Here is a 17,881-nt window from a genome sequence, read left to right on the forward strand (position 1 = left end):
GGAGCGAGCCATGGGCTGCTGCAATGAACCGGTGAGCACGCTGACGGGCACCGCGCCCGACCCGACGCAGCACGTCAACTACGCGCGCGGCATGGTGCTGGGCGTCGACGACTTCGTCCAGGAGTTCACCTACCTCGACGGGCGCGACCGCTGGCAGGCGCGCGACGCCCTCGGCTACGGCACCTTGAGCGGCCTGCGCGTGATGGCGGAGATCGACGGCAGCGACGGGCCGCGCCTGCATGTCGGCGCGGGCTCGGCGCTGACGCCGAGCGGCCGCCACATCTGCGTGCCGGCCGACCAGTGCGCGGTGATCAACCGCTGGCTGGCGAAGGCCGAGAACGCGGCCCTGGTGAACCGCCTGCTCAACCCGGGTTCGCCGCCGCTGTCGCCGCCCGTGTCGCCGCCGGCCGTCACGGCAGGCACGGTGTCGCTGTTCCTGACCCTGTGCTGGGCCGACTGCAAGACGCGGCCGGTGCCCATCCCCGGCGAGCCCTGCCGCTCGGAAGACAAGCTGATGACGGACTCGCGCATCGCCGACGACTTCCGCCTCGACCTGCGCGAGTTCGCGCCGCTGCAGACCGAGGAGGACGCCCTGCGCGATTTCGTGCGTTGGCTGCGTGCCAATGTGCAGGTCGACGACAGCAGCCCGCCGCCGCTGGGCGGCAGCGACAGCATCTGGATCGAGGCCCTGCGCCCGGGCATCCAGCCCTGGACCGAGGCCGGCGCGGCCTCGCCGCCGCTGTCGCCGCCCGCGTCCTTCGAATCGCTGGGTGACTATCTCTTCGACCTGGCGGCACCGGTCGTGATCGGCAGCGGCGAGCTGTGCGACTTCCTGCGCGTCGCGCTGCGCTTCTGGGTCACCGAGCTGCGGCCGCTGTGGATGGCGATGCGCTGTCACCGCGTCGAGCAGCGCGATGCCGACTGCCTGCTGCTGGCGCGGGTGAGCTTCGATGTGCAATGGATAGGCGGATCGCCGGCCGGCGCCTGGCAGATCGTCGGCAGCCCGCCGCTCATCGATGTCGACGAGACGACGCGGCCGGTGCTCGCCCATCTGCGCCTGCTGCAGGAATGGGCGCTGTGCGGCTGCGAGTGCGGTGACGGTTTCGGCGTCGCGCCGGCGATGGGCGGTGGTGGGCTGATGCTGTCATCGCCCATTCAACCACCCATTCAACCACCCATTCAACCACCCATTCAACCACCCATTCAGCCACCCATTCAGCCGCCCATTCAGCCGCCCATTCAGCCCGCGGTCCAGCCGCTGCGCGTGCCGCTGATCAGCGTCAGTGCCAACACGGTGCTCGGTGAAAACCATTCCCATGTGCTGGCGCGTGATGCGACCGCGCTGACGATCACGCTGCCGCGCTCGTCGCCCGGCAACGAAGGGCGCATCTACGTGGTGAAGAACGTCAACGTCGGCACGCTGACCCTTCGCACCGACCCGCGCTCGCGCAACACGCTGGACGAGCTGCCCAGCCTGGAGATCGCCAGCGGCCGCTCCGCGACGGTGGTGGCGGATGGCGCCGGCCGTTGGTACGAAGTGGGTGGCAATGCCGCCGCCAGCAACCCGCGCACCCGGAGGCCGTCATGAGCGGCGAGGCCCTGCAGCTGGAGGAGCCGCTGAAGGAAGGCGGCATCCGCAGCGTCAACTTCTTCAACGGCCGGCTGCTGACCGGCAAGGACATGTCGCGCGAGCAGCAGGCGCGCCGCGAATGGGATGCGCGCTTGGGCCTGGCCATCGGTGACGGCGTGGCCTTCGGGCTGGAAACCGCGCGGGACGCCGATCTCGACACCGCGGCCGCACCGGTACTGCGGGTCAAGTCCGGCCTCGCGGTCAACCGCGCCGGCCAGACGCTGCGCCTGAGCCTGGACACCAGCGTTGCGCTGACGCGGCGCTTCGACACTGCCGGCACGACCGCCTGCGACTGCGTGTTCGCCAACTGCAACCCGCTGGGCGACGGGACTTATGTCGCTGGCGCGGGCGTCTACCTGTTGACCATCGCGCCGGCCCAGATGTCCGAAGGCCGCGCGCCGACCAACGGGCTGGATCCGACCAATGTGCGATGCAACACCGACGTCACGGTGGATGGTTTGCAGTTCCGCCTGCTGTCGATCAATCCGCTGCGCTATGTCGATCTTGACCTGGGCACACCCCAGTTTCGCAACCGGCTGGCCTACCGCTGCTTCGGTGTGGAAGCGCGCGCGGCCAACGCCCTCGACCCGTGGCGTAACGACCCGCCGAAATACGGCCTGGTCGACGAGCTGCGCGGCACCAGCTTGTCTGATTGCGATGTTCCGCTCGCGTTGGTGTACTGGACGGCGGCCGGCTTGCAGTTCGTCGACACCTGGGCTGTGAGGCGCATGCTGTTGGCGCCGGATGCGCTCAACAGCCTGGCGTTCCAGGCGCGCGACCGGCGCCTGGTCGAGGCGCATGCCATGTGTGCCCAATTCCAGCAGCACCTGTCGGACCTGCTGGCCGCCACGTCCAACCCGACGGCGCTGTTGGCGATCGACCATTTCCGTCATCTGCCGCCCTTCGGCACCGTGCCGCTGCAGAGTTTGCCGCTGCGTGGCTTCTTCGAGCCCAGTTTCCTCTTCGGCATCGTGCGCCGGCCAGGCGGAGACCCGACACAAGGCATCGAGTTCATCGACGCACGCCTGATGAGCGTGCTGCAGGAGCAGGCGCTGGCCCATGCGCCGATCGACCTCACGCAGAAGGAATTCATCTGGCTCTACAGGCCCTGGCAGAACGTGAAGGCGGCCACGGAGGGCGTGCCGGTGCAGCCCATGCTGGTCTTCGCGACCGGCCTCCTGCCAGAGCTTGCACTCGCCCGCTTCGACATGGCGCGCTTCGATTTCAGCAACTACGCGAACTGCTGCGGCAGCGCCGCCTAACCCGCTCCACAGGAGGTTCCATGGCCGCAATTCTCGATACGCTTCGACCCGGCGACGTGATCTCGTCGGACCTTCTCAATCGCATCATCGCGTTGCTCAACGAACACGATGCGGCCATCGGTGGCGCCGGGCCCTCGAATCAGCTCATCACGGGCTTTGATCCACCGCTTCAGCAGAACGCGGGTCGCACGTTGAGGGTCTTCGGCAGCTTCGATTTCCCGCTCGGCACCAACCTGCTGTCGATCGATGGCGTGCCGATCTCGCCTGCGGCGTTCCAGGCGGGCAGCAACAACGCGCAACTGGTCGTCACGATCCCTGGATCGATCCCGGTGCCGAGTGCGTCACGGGAGGTGATCGTGCGCGTGAGCAACAGCCAGGGCACCAGCGAGCGGCCGTACACCTTGCTGCCGGTGATCGCCGGGCTGCCCGACCCGGTCATTTCCAACGCAGTCGATGCGGCAAGCGGCCAGCTGATCCTGCGCTCTGGCCAGAACGCCCGCATCACGGGCATCCAGTTCGCCAACCCTGCGGCCAACAACCTCGTCCGGCTGATCTTCAACACCGGTCCGGGCCAGACGGCGTTCCCCCCCAACGCGGGGGGGTCATTGCCGATCGATCCCGCCTCGGTGATCAACAACGCGCCGACCGAGTCGGTGCTGCTCGTGACGATGCCACCCAACCTGTCTGCCGTGATCGCCAGTGTCGGCGGCACCTCGCAAGCGACGATCGAGATCACGGTGCCGGGCGCCAACAACGTCGACACCCAGAACGTGACCATCCGCCGGATGGTGTGACGTCCATTCCCGAAATCCACAGGAGATGACGATGAACCTCGCAGTTCGTTTGAATGGACGCCCCCCTCGTAGCGCGTTGTTGTGGACCCTCGTTGGGCCTCTGATCTGCGCGGCACTCACGCTCGGGGCGCCGAAGCCCGCCGAGGCAGCACCCGTGTCGAGTTTCCAGATCACGGTACCGAAGCGGCCAGGGGCCAAGCCGACCGGGGACTTCACGGCCACCCAGCTGGAGATCAGCGCGTTGAAGATCTCGCTGCTGCTGACCGACACGAGCCCCATCACCCTGACGGTGACCAACAACACCGAAAGCCGCAGCATCTCCACCGGCGCCATCGACCTGACGAACGCAACCCCCGGCGGGTTCTTCATGTTTGAGAACCCGCCCACGCCGTCGCCGGATTCGGTTGTCGTGCTGAAGCCGGGAGAATCCGGCGCCGACCCGGGGGTTCTGGGTGATCCCAAGCTGGTCCTCAAGCTGCAGCTCGACAACAACATTGACGCGTCATGCGGCTCGACGATGCTCGCGAGCGAGACCTGGACGATCGCGGTCAACCCGCCTGCGGCGCGCATCGTGGGTGTCGCGGTGCAGACGCTGGACAAGGATCTGACCAGCGCCAACCCGCCGGCCTGCGGCAACACCTTCCGCACGACGCCCCTGAATTCCGACCCTGTGGCGACCGTGGCGCCCCCTGCCAACGTGCTCAGCGGGCGCGTCGGGGCGGATGCTGTCCTGGTGCTCGATCGCTCCGGCAGCATGAATGGCAAGGCTAACCCGTCAGATGCCGGGTCGCCGATCAAGATGGCCCAGCTGCACAAGGCCGCCGGCATGTTCGTCGACATGTGGAAGTTGCTGCGAGCCAATGAAGCCGCCCAGTTCATCCAGGCGCCGACGGATCGCCTCGGGGTGGTGTATTTCGACAATGAGATCAAGTGGCTGTCCGAGCTGGCCGCAGGGTCGGGTACCGGCTTGGGGCTGAGTGACTTCGGGCCCTTGCCCGCGGGCCCGTTGAAGACTGCCATCGCCAGCGTCAACCCGAATGGGTCCACGTCGATCGGCGGGGGGATCAAGAAAGCGGCAGAGGCCCTGCCCAGCCTCGCCGGAGACCCCAATCGGAAGGTGATCCTGTTGATGAGCGACGGCGTTCACAACACGGCGCCCAACCCCTCGTTCGCAGCGACACAGGTCCAGGTTGATGGCGTGAACCTCGCGAACCAGCCGCCATTGAAGATCTACAGCGTCACGGTCGGCACGGGTGTGGCCGTCGATCCGACCATCAACCAGGGGCTCGCCACGACGACCGGCGGCTTCTACCTGAACACCGAGGTCGACGACAGCCTGCTCAACGACTTCTTCTTGCAGGTGCTGCAGAACTTTCACAAGTTCGCCACCGTTGAAACACTCCGCGTGATCTCGGACAAGACGAGCCAGGCTGCACTGTTCACCACGCAAGTTCCCGTCACCACCACCACTACCAGCCTCGCGTTCGGCGTGGACTGGAATGCCCGGCAGGGCCGCTTGCGGGTTCGGCTGACACCGCCCTCCGGTGCACCCATCGTGTTCACTCCGGCTGCGGGGGACACGCCTGGAACCCTCATGGGATCGGTGCGTCTGCCGCTGCAAACCAACGGCGCCAATGCGGGTGGTTTGTGGACGGTGAGTGTCGAAAATGCGGGCGAAGGCAACCAGCCAATGCCTTTCAACCTGATCGTTCTGGGTGACGATTCCGCGGTGAACACGACGCTCGGCGTGGTTCGCGCCGAACACGCGGTCGGCGGGAAAATCCGGTTGGTCGCGCGAGTGAACGACTTCGGCGCGGCGCTGCGCGACCTCGGTACCCAGCCGGGCGCGCGTGTCCAGGCATTCGTCGTGCGGCCGGGGAGCAGCGTTGGCGATGTGTTGTCGGACGCGACGGTCCAGCCGTCTGGGCCCACACCCGGCGACACGTCGAGCGCGGCCCAGCGCAAGCTGGACGCGTTGCTGCTGGCAAACCCCGGTGCATTGGCAAAGATCTCGGGTGCGGTGACCCTGGTCGACGACGGCGCGGCCGCGAGTGGAGATACCGCTGCCAATGACGGCGAGTACTCCGCGCTCGTGCCGGCCGACACCGAGGGACACTACCAGATCGTGTTTTTCGTCGAGGGTGTTTCCAAGAGCGGCGGCCGCTTCGTCCGCCAGCAGATCCGCACGGTGCATGTGCGCTCGCTGCCGGACGGCGGCAGTACACAGTACGCCATCAGCACGATCGGCTCGGGGGACGGCCAGCAACTGGCGATCACGATGACGCCGCGCAACGTGCGAGGCGGCAAGATGGGGCCGGGCTACGCGAACTACTTCTGGTTCGCCTCGCCCGGCCGCCCGCCGGTCAAGCCGGTCGACAACCTCAACGGTACCTACACCGCGCGCATCCCGTTCAGCGGCACGACAGCGCCCAGCGTGGCCGTGCACTTCCTCGACCAGCCGGTGATCCGCCTTGACAGCTATGTGCCCAGGCCGGGCGATCTGAATGCGGGCAACACCGTCACGCCGTCAGTGGGCGGCGGCAGCGGCGCCGGCGGCAAGTACGCGATCTGGGGCGCCCTCGGTACGGCCTCCCCGCGCGGCAGCTTCTCCGCTATCAACAAAAGGGGGACGGCCGGCGCCATCGGCTTCGAATACCTGCTGAACCCTGACCTGTCGATAGAGGCGGTGCTGGTCGCCCACTCGGTTGACGGCAAGGGCGCCAACCCTGATGTCGACATGACCCAGTTCGGCGTCAACGCCAAGTTCTATCTCACAGCGTCACCCACCAGGCTGTTCGGCTTCGTCGGCGCAGGGCTGTACGCCTTCGATCCAGGGTCGACGCGCTTCGGTGCCAGCATAGGCGCCGGCCTGCAATGGCAGTTCGCGCCGCAATGGTCGCTGGAAGGGCGCTACAGCTTGCATTCAGTGTCAGGCAACTCGCCGCGGAACTCGTTCTCGTCGCTGCTGCTGGGCCTTCGCTACGCCTTCTGAAGCGGGGCCACGGTGGACTTGAGCCTGTTCCCACGCGAAGGCGCGTCGCTGCGGCGGGTGCGCCTGCACGGTGGCGGCGACGCGCTGCGCGCACGCCAGCAGGTCGAGCGCATGCTGAACGAGGTCGACTGGTCGCCAGCCGGCCTCGGGCCGCGGGCGCTGCTGCTGGTGCGGCGCATCGCCGTCGATGCGCGGCGCGGTTTTGCGCCACGCGCCGAAGGCGGTGTCTTTGCGAGGCAGGTGTCGGGCGCCCTGCGCGAACGCGCGGCCGCCGCGCGGCGGCCTTGGCTGCAGCGTGACGCGGCAAGCGCCGAGGCGGTCTGCTTCGCCGACGAGGCCGAGCTGCTGGCCTGCCTGTGGCGCGACTGGGTGGGTGGCGATCTGCCGTCGCATTGGTGGTGGGGCACGGTGCTGAGGCACAGGCCGCCGGTGCAGTGGCTGCGCGAGCAGCTGTTCGCGCGCGGCGACCGGCTGGTGCCAGTGATGGCGCTGCTGGCCACACGCGGGGAACTGCTCGCCTGCGTCCAGCGATTGGCCACGGCCGACGCCGCGGTCGCGCTGCGGGCCGTGCAGCTGTCGCATGCCCTGCCTGCCCTCGATGGCGTGGCATCGGCGCCGGCGTCCAAGGGGCAGGAGGCAGCGAAGCCACTGCCGCTGCGCATGCAGCCGACCGCCGCGCATGACCGTCCGGGGCGCTCGCTGAAGTCGCTCATGCTGAGTCAATTGGTCGAGGTCGTTCCCGAATTGCGCTGCTCTTTCGCTGCGACGCCTCCGGCGCGGCGCCTGCTCGCGGTCGCGCTGGCCCTGCAACGGCTGCCGCGCTGGGCGCGCTCCCAGGCCCTGGTGCAGGCCCTGGCCGAACTCGATGCCTTCCCCGTGGCCGAGCTCGACGCAGCGGGTATGGACAGGCCTCGCGCTGACGAAGCCATTGAGCCGAGGGGGGAGGCGGTGCGGCCCCCCTCCGCGCCGCAGGGCCGCCTGTCACTGCGGCCCGCCGCGGCCGCTGCATGGAGCCCGGCTGCGCCTGCCTTGCCGCAGCGATCGGCGTCCTCGCTCAGCCCGGCCGCAGTGCCCGAAGCCGTTCGTGAATCGGCCTCGCGGATCGAGGCCATGTCGCCGGACGCCGACGCGCTGGCGGTTGCGCCGGTCCCGCAGCTTGGCAGGCCTGAAGCCCGAGCCATGGCGCCTGTGCCTGCGCGCCCGCCGGTGAGCGCCAGCCGCGCCGAGGCTGGTGCGGCAGCGCGGCTCCACACCGGTTACGGCGGCCTGTTCTATCTGCTCAATATCGCGCTCGCCTGGCGCATCTATGGCGACTTCACGATGCCGCGCACCCCGGGCATCTCCCTGCCGCCCTGGGATCTGCTGGCCTGGACCGGCCAGGCCTGGTTTGGCCAAGGCTTCGAGCAGGACCCGCTATGGCCTTTGCTGGCCGAGCTGTCGGGGCGCGAGCCGCCGGCTCAACCCGGCGACGATTTCGACGATGCCCCCGAGTGGGCGCCGCGCGACGATGCGCCGGTGGCCTGCGCCGAAGCCCTGGCCGAGACCCACCCCGGCCGGCGCTGGCTGCAGCACTGGCGCATGGCCGTCGAGGCGAGGCTGCGCAGCGCCCTCGGCCGCGACGATGCGATCGAAACCCTGTGCCGCCACCGCGCCGGCGTCGCGGTCAGCGAAGCCGCGGTGGACGTGACGCTGTCACTCGCCGAACTACCGCTGGCGCTGCGCTTCGCCGGCCTGGACCGCGACCCGGGCTGGATTCCCGTAGCGGGCCGCAGCCTGGCCTTCCATTTCGAGTGAGGCGGCGATGAGCACCGACTTCGACACCCTCGCGCACACGCCGGCCCAGCACTTCCGCCTGGTGCTGTTCGGCGTCATCTCCCGCATCGCCTGCCATTGCACGGCCGGCGGTATGCCGGCCGCGCTGGCGGCCCATCCCTTTCTCGCCGACTACGACGCCGAGATCGCGCCGCATGTCGAGGGCGCCGAGTCGCCGTGGCTGGCTTGGCGCGAGTGCGTTGCCGCCTGGGAGGCGCGCAGCGGCGAGCATCTCCCTCTGCGCGCGCTGCTGGGCGCCGGCCTGACCGAGCTTCAGCTCGAACTGCTGCTTGCCGCCGGCCTGATCGAGGAGGATCCGCGCTTCGGCCAGGTCTTCGAGCCCGCGGCGACGGGGCGTGACCGACGGCCGAGCTTTGGCGGCCTGCTGGCGTGGTGGCGCAGCGCCGACGATGGCGTCGACCGCGCCGAAACCGTGCGCCACGGCCTGCTAGCCTTGCTGCAGCATGGCCTGCTGCAGGTGCTCAACCCGGAGGCGCCGCGGCCCGAATGGCTGCTGGCGGTGCCGCACTCGCTGTGGGACGGCCTGCGCGGCGATGCACCGTCGCTGCGCTGGCTCAAGCACCACAAGCACGATTCGCTGTGCCGGCTCGAGGCCTTCGTCTCGGGCGCCGAGGTGCAGGCGCGGGCCGCGGCGCTGCCGGCCCTGCTCGCAGCCCAGGCCGACGCGGTACTGCTGGTGCGCGGCCCCCTGCACAACGGCCGCAAGACGCTGATCGGCGCGGTCGCCCAGGCCCTCGGCCGTTCGCTGCTGGTGGCCGAGCCGGCTGTCTTCGACGACGATGCGAACTGGCGGCTGTTCGGCCTGCTGGCCGTGCTGCTGAACGCAATGCCGGTCGTCAACTGCGACCTGACGCCGGGCGAGACCAAAATGCTCGCGTCGCTGCCCTTCGCCCATGCGCCGCTGTGCATCGCCACCGGCCTGCAGGGCGCCTGGTCCAGCGGCGATGCACGCGCGATGCTGACCCTCGAGCTGCCGCTGCCCGACCCAGCGCAGCGGCTGCTGCACTGGCGGGCCGTGCTGCCCGAGCAGGGCGAAGCCGCGCTGCGGCCGCTCGCCGAGGCGGCGCGCCTGACCAGCGGCCATGTGCGCCGCGTGGCGCGCACGGCGGCCGGGCTCGCGGCCCTGGCGCAACGCGACCACATCGAGGCCGAGGACGTGCAGCAGGCCTGCCGGGCCATGCAGTCGGCGCGGCTGGAGACGCTGGCGACACGCCTGCCCGGGCGTGGCGGCCTGCACGAGCTGGCCGTCGATGCGCCGACCCGCGACGAACTCGAGGCCCTGGCCTCGCGCTGCCGCTTCCGCGAGCGCCTGGCCACGGGCGGCGGCGCCGCACAGGCCAATGCCGGCGTGCGCGCGCTGCTGGCCGGCGGCAGCGGCACCGGCAAGACGCTGGCCGCACGCCTGCTGGCGGCCACGCTGGGCAAGGACCTCTATCGCGTCGACCTGTCGGCCACCGTCAACAAATACCTCGGCGAGACCGAGAAGAACCTGCACCACGCCTTCAGCGCCGCCGAGGAGCTGGACGCCGTGCTGCTGCTGGACGAAGGCGATGCGCTGATGGCCAACCGCACCGACATCGGCAGCAGCAACGACCGCTACGCCAACCTCGAGACCAACTTCCTGCTGCAGCGCATCGAGTCCTTCGACGGCATCCTGCTGGTGACGACCAATGCGGCCGAGCGCATTGACAAGGCCTTCTCGCGCCGCATGGACGTGGTGATCCACTTTCGGCCGCCCGACGAGTGGCGGCGCTACGACATCCTGAAGCTGCAGCTCGGCGAAGACGGCCGGGATGGCAAGGCCATCGACGACGACTGGCTGCAGCAGATGGCCTGCCGCTGCACGCTGACCGGCGGCCAGCTGCGCAATGTGGTGTCGCATGCACGCCTGCTGGCGCTGCAGCAGGACGGCGTGCTGCGCACCGAGCACCTGCACGCGTCGCTGCAGCGCGAGTACCGCAAGACCGGCGGCACCTGCCCGCTGCGGCCGGCCGATCCATTGCGTGTCGCGGCGGGCGTCGCCGGCTGAACCATGGCCGTCTCGCCCGCCGCCGCGTTGCGCGCGTCCGTCGAGGCCAAATCACGCCAGACGGCGGTCAAGGCGAGCACGGCGCGCAACCGCTCGATCACGGTCGTCAAGCAGCAGCAGTCGTTCACGCGCGCCAGCAGCACCCTGCTGCCGCCGCGCGTGCAGGCGGCGGCCCTGCGGGTGTCTTCGCCCAGCGACCCGGCCGAGCGCGAGGCGGTCCAGGTGGCCAGCGCCGTGGTGCGCATGCAGCCGCCCGCCGCCGCCGCGCCGCCGCCAGCCGCGGAGAAGAAGGCTGCGGAGCCGGCGCGCGGCCGCACGCGCGCGCACTCGACCCTGCTCGCGCCGGCCAGCGTGCAGCGTGAGGGCAGGGGAGTGGCTCCGAAGGCGGGGCAGGAGGTCGCCACCGAGATTCGCTCCAGCCTGGGCGGCGGCCAGGCGCTGCCCCAGCAGGTGCGCGACTTCATGGAGCCGCGCTTCAAGGCCGACTTCGGCGCGGTGCGCATCCACACCGACGGCCGCGCAGCGGGTCTGGCGGCGCGGCTGGGCGCGCGCGCCTTTGCCTTCGGGCGCGACATCTTCTTCTCGCGCGGCGCCTACGACCCCGACAGCGCCGGCGGGCGCGAGCTGATCGCCCATGAGCTGACGCACACCATCCAGCAGCGCTCGGTGGCGCAGCAGGGCAAGGTGCACCGCGACGCCGCCGTGGAGGCCGTGCCGGCGGTGACGCACACCGAGGCGCCGCAGGTGCAGCGCCTGGGCTGGGACACGGCGCTGGACTACTTCGCCGACAAGGCCAATGTGCTGCCCGGCTTTCGCATGCTGACCATCGTGCTCGGCAACAACCCGATCAACGGCGCCGGCGTGGACCGCTCGCCAGGCAATGTCTTTCGCGCCATCGTCGAGTTCATCCCCGGCGCCTCGCTGGTGACCGACGCGATCAGCAACGCCGGCATCTTCGACAAGGTGGCCAACTGGGCCTATGGCCAGATGAAGGGCGTGATGTCGGCCTTCGGGTCGCTGGGCCAGGCCATCCTCGACTTCGTCAAGTCCCTCGGCGCCGACGACCTGCTGAGCCCGGGCAAGGCGGTCAGCCGCGGCCTGCACCTGGTCCAGGACCCGATCGCCCAGATCAAGAGCCTGGCGGCCGGCTTCATCGACGCCATCCTCGAGTTCATCCGCGAGGCCATCCTGCGGCCGCTGGGCAAGCTGGCCGAGGGCACCGACAGCTACGACCTGCTCAAAGGCGTGCTCGGCGAGGACCCGGTGACGGGAGATGCCGTCGACAACCAGGCCGACGCCATCGTCGGCGGCTTCATGAAGCTGATCGGCCAGGACGAGGTCTACAACAACATCAAGAAGTCCAACGCCCTGGACCGCTGCTGGGCATGGATGCAGGGCGCCTGGGCCGACCTGAAGAGCTTCGTCGCGGAGATTCCGGGCCTGTTCATGGAGGGCCTGAAGTCGCTGACCATCGCCGACGTCATCCTGGTGCCGCTGGCCTTTGCCAAGCTGGCCAAGGTGTTCGGCAGCTTCATCGGGCGCTTCGTCAGCTGGGCCGGCGAGGCGATGTGGGAGCTGCTGAAGATCGTCTTCGAGGCGGTGTCGCCCGAGGCCGCCGGCTATGTGAAGAAGACCGGCGCCGCCTTGAAGGCCATCCTGATGGACCCGGCCCCCTTTGTCGGCAACCTGATCGCCGCGGCCAAGGGCGGCTTCAGCGCCTTCGCGGGCAACTTCCTCGATCATCTGAAGAAGGGGCTCATCGATTGGCTGACCGGTGCCCTGGACGGCGTCTACATCCCCAAGGCGCTGGAGCTCGGCGAGATCATCAAGTTCGCCTTCTCGGTGCTCGGCCTGACCTATGCGCGCTTCAAGCCCAAGCTGGTCAAGGCCTTCGGCGCGACGACGGTGGCGGCGCTGGAGAAGGGCGCGACCGTCGTGGCGACGTTGATGGACAAGGGGCCGTCGGCGGCCTGGGAGCAGATCAAGGGCGAGCTGGCCGCGCTGAAGGACCAGGTGGTCGAGGGCATCAAGGGCCTGATCATCGAAGCGGTGCTGACCAAGGGCATCCCCAAGCTGATCGCGATGTTCATCCCGGGCGCCGGCTTCATCGGGCTGATCATGACGATCTACGACACCGTCGTGACCATCAAGAACGAGATCAAGCGCATCTGGGCCATCGTCACGGCCTTCATCGATTCCATCGTCGCCATCGCCAACGGCAATATCGGCGCGGCGGTCTCCAAGGTCGAATCCATCCTCGCCAAGGGCCTGTCCATCGCGATCAACTTCTTCGCGCAGTACGCCGGCCTCGGCAAGGTCGCCGCCAAGATCAACGGCGTGCTGCAGAAGGTGCGCGCGCCCATCGACAAGGCCATGGACTCGCTGATCGGCTGGGTCAAGAAGATGGTCAAGAGCTTCATCGACAAGCTGGCGGGCAAGGACGCGCCACCCGAGGAGAAGCAGAAGCGGGTCGACAAGGCCGCCGCAGCCGCACTGGCCGCAGTTTCCAGGTACTCGGGCAAGGCCGTCGGCGAGGCGATCCTCGTGCCGATCCTGTTCGGCATCAAGGTGATCCACCGCGTCACGACGCTGGTGCCGATCAAGACGGGCGACTACTGGTCGATCAAGGCCGAGATCAACCCGGTCAAGATCGTCAAGACGCAGGTCAAGGCGGGCAAGAGCACGGCTGAGATGGAGGTCGGCTATCAACCGGAATGGCCACTCGACGAGTTCATGTCCAAGGCAAATGCGATGAAGGCTGCGGCCCAGGGCAAGACGGCCCAGCAGGCCGCGACGCTCGGCTTCGCCAAGGGCAGCAAGACGAAGCAGAAGTCGACCAAGGGCCTGCGCCAGGGCGGACAGGAGGCCTTCCGCGCCGAGATTCATGCCTACATCGACCTGATCACGGTGACCAAGGACCGGAACGCCTGCCGCGGGCTGATGACCCAGCTGCAGGCCGACCATCAGCAGGAACTGCAGATGGGGGGCACGGACACCGAGGAGAACATGGCCATGATCGAAAGCAGCATGAACTCGGCGATGGGCGGGCAGTGGCGCGGCCAACTGAAGGACCTGCCGCCCGAGACCAAGATCACCAAGATCAACGTCGAGACCAAGACTGGCACTGCGAAGGGGCAGAAGCACCGCAAGAGCGGCGCGGCCGCCGAACTGCAGGCGCTGTTGCTGGTTCATGCCAAGGCTTTGAAGACTGCAGCCTCGGTCATCAAGGACTGGTTCAAGCTGTGAGGAGATTTGAATGAAAAAGGACGACTATGAGCGCTGGGTCGGCGCGGCGCGAGCTCAGGCTCGCGAGCGCATGGCCGGCGCGGGGCAGCGGTTCGGGCTCGGCCGGTTTGCACGATTCGAGATCGACCTGCCAGGCACGACGATCCGCTTCTTCGATGCGGCCGATGTAGAGCAGATACATGCGCGCCTGCAGGTGGCCGGTAGCTGGGCGCCGGCGGCCCGGACGTGGCTCTGGGGATGGGAGAATGATTCGGTCCCGCAAACCGCGTCGGCGCTGATGAGCGCAGTTCGAGAACGGGGTGAGTGCGATGGCGTCGAGCCTTTGCAGGGCGCGTTCGGCGAATGCGACGAAGGCGAGGCCTGGACGATGGCGTCACTGGCGGCGGACATCCTCGATGCCGAGAGCGTCTACCGCGCTGGCGGCGATACCAATCGCCTGTTTCTACTGCTGTTCGACATCCGCAAGGTTGGCTGAGTCGCGCCATGTCGTTGTTGGTCACCCCCGCCAAAGCGCCGGACAAGCCCAAGGGCATGGTCGCGCGCGCGGTGGCCGTGCTGAGCGGCAGCCGCCGCACGCGGCGCGGCGGCGCCAGCGAGGTCAACGGCCAGGTCAGCACGGCGCTGCCGCTGCGCATTCCGCCGATTGCCGGCAAGCGCTTCGTGCGCACGGCCGAGGGCCGGGTGGTGGAGGTGCCCGAGGACGTCAGCGACGAAGAGCTGGTGCGCATGAAGTCCGAGACCGAGGCCGCCCAGGCCAAGCTCGGCAAGGGACCCGGGCCGCAGCCGGTGCCGCCGCTCAAGGAGGCGCCCAAGAAGGAAGCCAAGCAGGCCAAGGGCAAGGCCGAGGCCAAGGCGGGGCGCGCGGGTAAGGGTGGCGCCGGCAAGCCGGGCGCGGCACCGGCGACGCTGGCGGTGGGGCGCACGGGCAAGATCGCGATGTTCCTGCTCGGCAAGGCCAAGCCCGTGCTGGCGCGCGGCAGCGCCATGCTGCGCAAGCTGCGCCGCAACGAACAGACCCACGACGAGGCGGCCGAGAAGCGCGCCCAGGCCGACGCCGCGGTGGTGATCCCGGTGTCGGACGAGCAGTCCAAGAGCAATACCGGCCAGGTCACCATGGTCGACAACAAGCCCAGGCCGGTCGTCGACGAGAACAAGGGCAAGCAGCAGCTGCAGCAGTCGCTGGCCGCCAATGTGCCCAAGAAGATCGAGGAGGTCGACAACTTCAAGCGCGACATGAAGGCCCAGCACATGGGCGCCGACGTCATGCAGGTGGTGCAGGGCGACAAGAACGCCGTCGTGTCGACCTTTGCGGACATGGAGAAGACGCCGCCGCCGACGCCCAGTGGCCACACGCCGCAGGAGCTGCCGCCGGCCGAGGCGGCCCCGCCCACGGGCAGCATGGACCTTGGCGCCGGCGCGATCGCGCCGCTGCAGAAGGAGCACACCGACCTCAGCAGCTTCACGCAGGAGGGCGACAAGAAGCTGCAGGAGGAGGGCGTCACTCAGCAGCAGCTCGACATGGTCGACTCCGGCGACCTGGCCACGGCCAACAAGGAGAAGAAGGGCATGGAGAAGGCGGCCAAGGAGCAGCCGGTTGCCATGCAGAAGTTCGTCCAGACGACGGCCGCGCGCATCGACACCGACCTCAAGCGCGAGGAGAAGAAGGGCCGCGATGCGCTGCACGCCAAGCGCCGCGGCGCCCTCGGCGTGACCGCCACCCATCAGAAGAGCGCCAAGAGCGCACTGCAGAAGAAGCGCGAGGAGGTCGCCGCCCACATCAACGGCCTCTTCCAGACCACGCAGGACAAGGTCAAGAAGCGCCTGGCCGATCTCGAGACGCAGTCGATGAAGCGCTTCGACGACGGCAATGCCCAGGCGACCAAGGCCTTCGAGGACACCGTCAAGCGCGACCTCGACGCCTACAAGGACGACCGCTATTCCGGCTTCTTCGGCTGGGCGCGCAGGGCCAAGGACTGGCTGCTCGGCATGGAAGACCTGCCGGGCGTGAAGGCCATCTTCGACCGCAACCGGGCGAACTTCGTCACCGCGGTCGACAAGCTGGTGGAGGTTATCGGCGCCGACAACAAGCGCGTGGTGCAGGAGTGCAAGGACCAGCTCGCCAAGGCACGCCAGGAGATCAAGGACTACGTCGACAAGCTGGGCCCGGCGCTGAAGGACATCGGCGACAAGACGGCCAAGGACATGGCCGGCAAGCTCGACGAGATGGACAAGTTCGTCGCCAAGAAGGAAGAGGACCTGCAGCAGGCGCTGAAGGACAAGCAGCAGGCGGCGATCAAGGCCATCGACGAGAAGATCGAGAAGATGAAGGACGAGATGGGCGGCGCGCTCGCCAAGCTCGGCAAGCTGCTGCTGTGGGCGGCCAAGAAGTTCTTCACCTGGGCGCTGACCAAGTTCGGTTATTCCCTGGAGGAGATCGAGGGCATCATCGCCAAGGGCGTGGCGGTGCTGAAGGCCATCTTCACCAAGCCCATCGTCTTCGTGAAGAACCTGGTGAATGCGGCCGTCACCGGCTTCAGGAACTTCGGCAAGAACTTCCTGAAGCACCTGAAGGACGCCATCTTCGAGTGGATGACCGGCTCGCTGGAGGGCGTCCAGCTGCCCCAGACCTGGGACTTCAAGGGCATCGTCGGCCTGGCGCTGCAGATGATCGGCATCAGCTACGGCAATCTGCGTCGCCACATGGTGACGGTGCTGACCGAGCCGGTCGTCGTCGGCCTGGAGAAGACCTTCACGCTGGTGAAGACGCTGGTCACCGAAGGGCCGATGGCGGCCTGGGAGCAGCTGAAGGAGATGGCCGCCGAGATGCGCGACGCCTTCGTCGACGCGGTGAAGGACTTCGTCAAGCAGAAGATCGTCGAGGAGGCGATCAAGTTCGTCGCGGCCATCTTCATCCCCGGCGCCGGCATCATCAAGGCCATCATCGCCATCTACGACACCGTGGTCTTCTTCATCCAGAAGGCCAAGCAGATCATGAAGATGATCGCCAACTTCCTCGGTGCCATTGGCGATATCGCGGCCGGCAACGTCAGCGGCGCGGCCCAGGCCATGGAGGACGGCCTGGCGCGCGGGCTGGCGCTGGTGGTGGCCTTCCTTGCCAAGCTGCTGAAGCTGGACGGCGTCACGGCCAAGGTACGCGGGGTGATCCAGAAGATCCGCGGCAAGGTCGACGATACGCTGGCCAAGGTGGCCAGGTGGATTGGCTCCAAGATCCAGGCCGTGGTCAGCAAGGGCCTGGGCGGCGACCCCAAGGCCTCGCCGCAGCAGCGGCTGGACAAGGGTGTCGAGGAAGGCACGGCCGCGGTCAACCGCTATGCCGGCAAGAAGGTCGGCGTCCTGGTGCTGCGGCCGCTGCTGGCGGTGATCCGCGCCAAGCATGCCCTGACGCGCCTGGATGTCGAGCTCGAAGGCGACCGCTGGACCGTGGTTGGCGAGGTCAACCCGAAGAAGCGCACACCCACGCGGGCCGAAGGCGACGGCGCAGCCGGCTTCAAGTCCAAGATCACCTACCACCCGCCCAACACCAACCGCGGCGGCACGCGCATGGTGGCCAACCCCATCGGGCCGGACTACGCGGACTATGGCAGCGCGCCTTCCGACGCCGGCGCCATGCCCATCTGGACCAAGGTCAACATCCGCCGGCCGGGCAGCACCAAGCGCCTTTATGTGCTGGGCCATCTGCTCAACCACAAGCTGGGCGGGCCGGGCGACATGGTGGCCAACCTGACGCCCATCAGCTTCAGCATGAACAAGCGCCACTCGGACAAGGTGGAGTCCATCCTGAAGAAAAACATCGGCACCAAGAACAACCCGCGCTGGTTCCATTACGAGGTGAAGGTCAGCTATGCGTCCGGACGGCCCACGCTGACGCCGGCCGAGGTGAACAAGTACAAGGTCGCGCCCGAGGAAAGGATGCTGGCCTCCAAGTTCGCCTGCAGCTGGTACGAGATGGCCCCCAGCCCGACCGATCCGACCAAGCTCGTCAAGAAGCCCAGCGGCGTCGAGGGCGAGAAGGACATCGAACACGACATCCCGCCTTACCCCAGCACGAGCTGAGCCACCCCTGTTCCTCGGAAG

9 protein-coding genes are annotated in these 17,881 nt (G+C 68.3%); all 9 read left to right on the forward strand.

The window, feature by feature from the left end; genetic code table 11:
• Window positions 1-10: 10 nt before the first annotated feature.
• Genes AC1DW0_RS07755 through AC1DW0_RS07795 form a run of 9 tightly spaced genes read left to right on the forward strand, consistent with a single transcriptional unit; the run spans window position 11 to window position 17,860 of the window.
• Window positions 11-1,588 carry a hypothetical protein gene (locus AC1DW0_RS07755; RefSeq protein ID WP_457353966.1) on the forward strand — a complete coding sequence of 526 codons (1,578 nt, stop codon included), beginning with the start codon at window positions 11-13 and terminating at the stop codon, window positions 1,586-1,588.
• Complete coding sequence (locus AC1DW0_RS07760) at window positions 1,585-2,892, forward strand: hypothetical protein (RefSeq protein ID WP_457353964.1); 1,308 nt, start codon at window positions 1,585-1,587, stop codon at window positions 2,890-2,892. Before AC1DW0_RS07755 ends, AC1DW0_RS07760 begins: the two co-directional genes overlap by 4 nt.
• 20 nt (window positions 2,893-2,912) lie before the next feature.
• Window positions 2,913-3,686, forward strand: coding sequence for a hypothetical protein (locus AC1DW0_RS07765; RefSeq protein ID WP_457353962.1), 774 nt, complete (start codon window positions 2,913-2,915; stop codon window positions 3,684-3,686).
• Between the two features lie 31 nt (window positions 3,687-3,717).
• On the forward strand, window positions 3,718-6,678 hold the full coding sequence (locus AC1DW0_RS07770) for an outer membrane beta-barrel protein (RefSeq protein WP_477945300.1): 2,961 nt from the start codon (window positions 3,718-3,720) through the stop codon (window positions 6,676-6,678).
• A gap of 12 nt (window positions 6,679-6,690) precedes the next feature.
• A complete protein-coding gene (locus AC1DW0_RS07775) occupies window positions 6,691-8,472 on the forward strand; it encodes a hypothetical protein (protein WP_457353958.1) in 1,782 nt (593 codons plus the stop codon).
• A 7-nt stretch (window positions 8,473-8,479) separates the two neighbouring features.
• Window positions 8,480-10,540 carry an ATP-binding protein gene (locus AC1DW0_RS07780; RefSeq protein ID WP_457353956.1) on the forward strand — a complete coding sequence of 687 codons (2,061 nt, stop codon included), beginning with the start codon at window positions 8,480-8,482 and terminating at the stop codon, window positions 10,538-10,540.
• Window positions 10,541-10,543: 3 nt separating this feature from the next.
• On the forward strand, window positions 10,544-13,786 hold the full coding sequence (locus tag AC1DW0_RS07785) for an eCIS core domain-containing protein (RefSeq protein ID WP_457353954.1): 3,243 nt from the start codon (window positions 10,544-10,546) through the stop codon (window positions 13,784-13,786).
• A 10-nt stretch (window positions 13,787-13,796) separates the two neighbouring features.
• Window positions 13,797-14,261 carry a DUF6882 domain-containing protein gene (locus tag AC1DW0_RS07790; protein ID WP_457353952.1) on the forward strand — a complete coding sequence of 155 codons (465 nt, stop codon included), beginning with the start codon at window positions 13,797-13,799 and terminating at the stop codon, window positions 14,259-14,261.
• 8 nt (window positions 14,262-14,269) lie between these two features.
• Window positions 14,270-17,860, forward strand: a complete 3,591-nt coding sequence (locus tag AC1DW0_RS07795) for a phage tail protein (protein ID WP_457353950.1) — start codon at window positions 14,270-14,272, stop codon at window positions 17,858-17,860.
• Window positions 17,861-17,881: the final 21 nt, after the last annotated feature.

This window comes from Roseateles sp. P4_D2 (genome assembly GCF_056401875.1).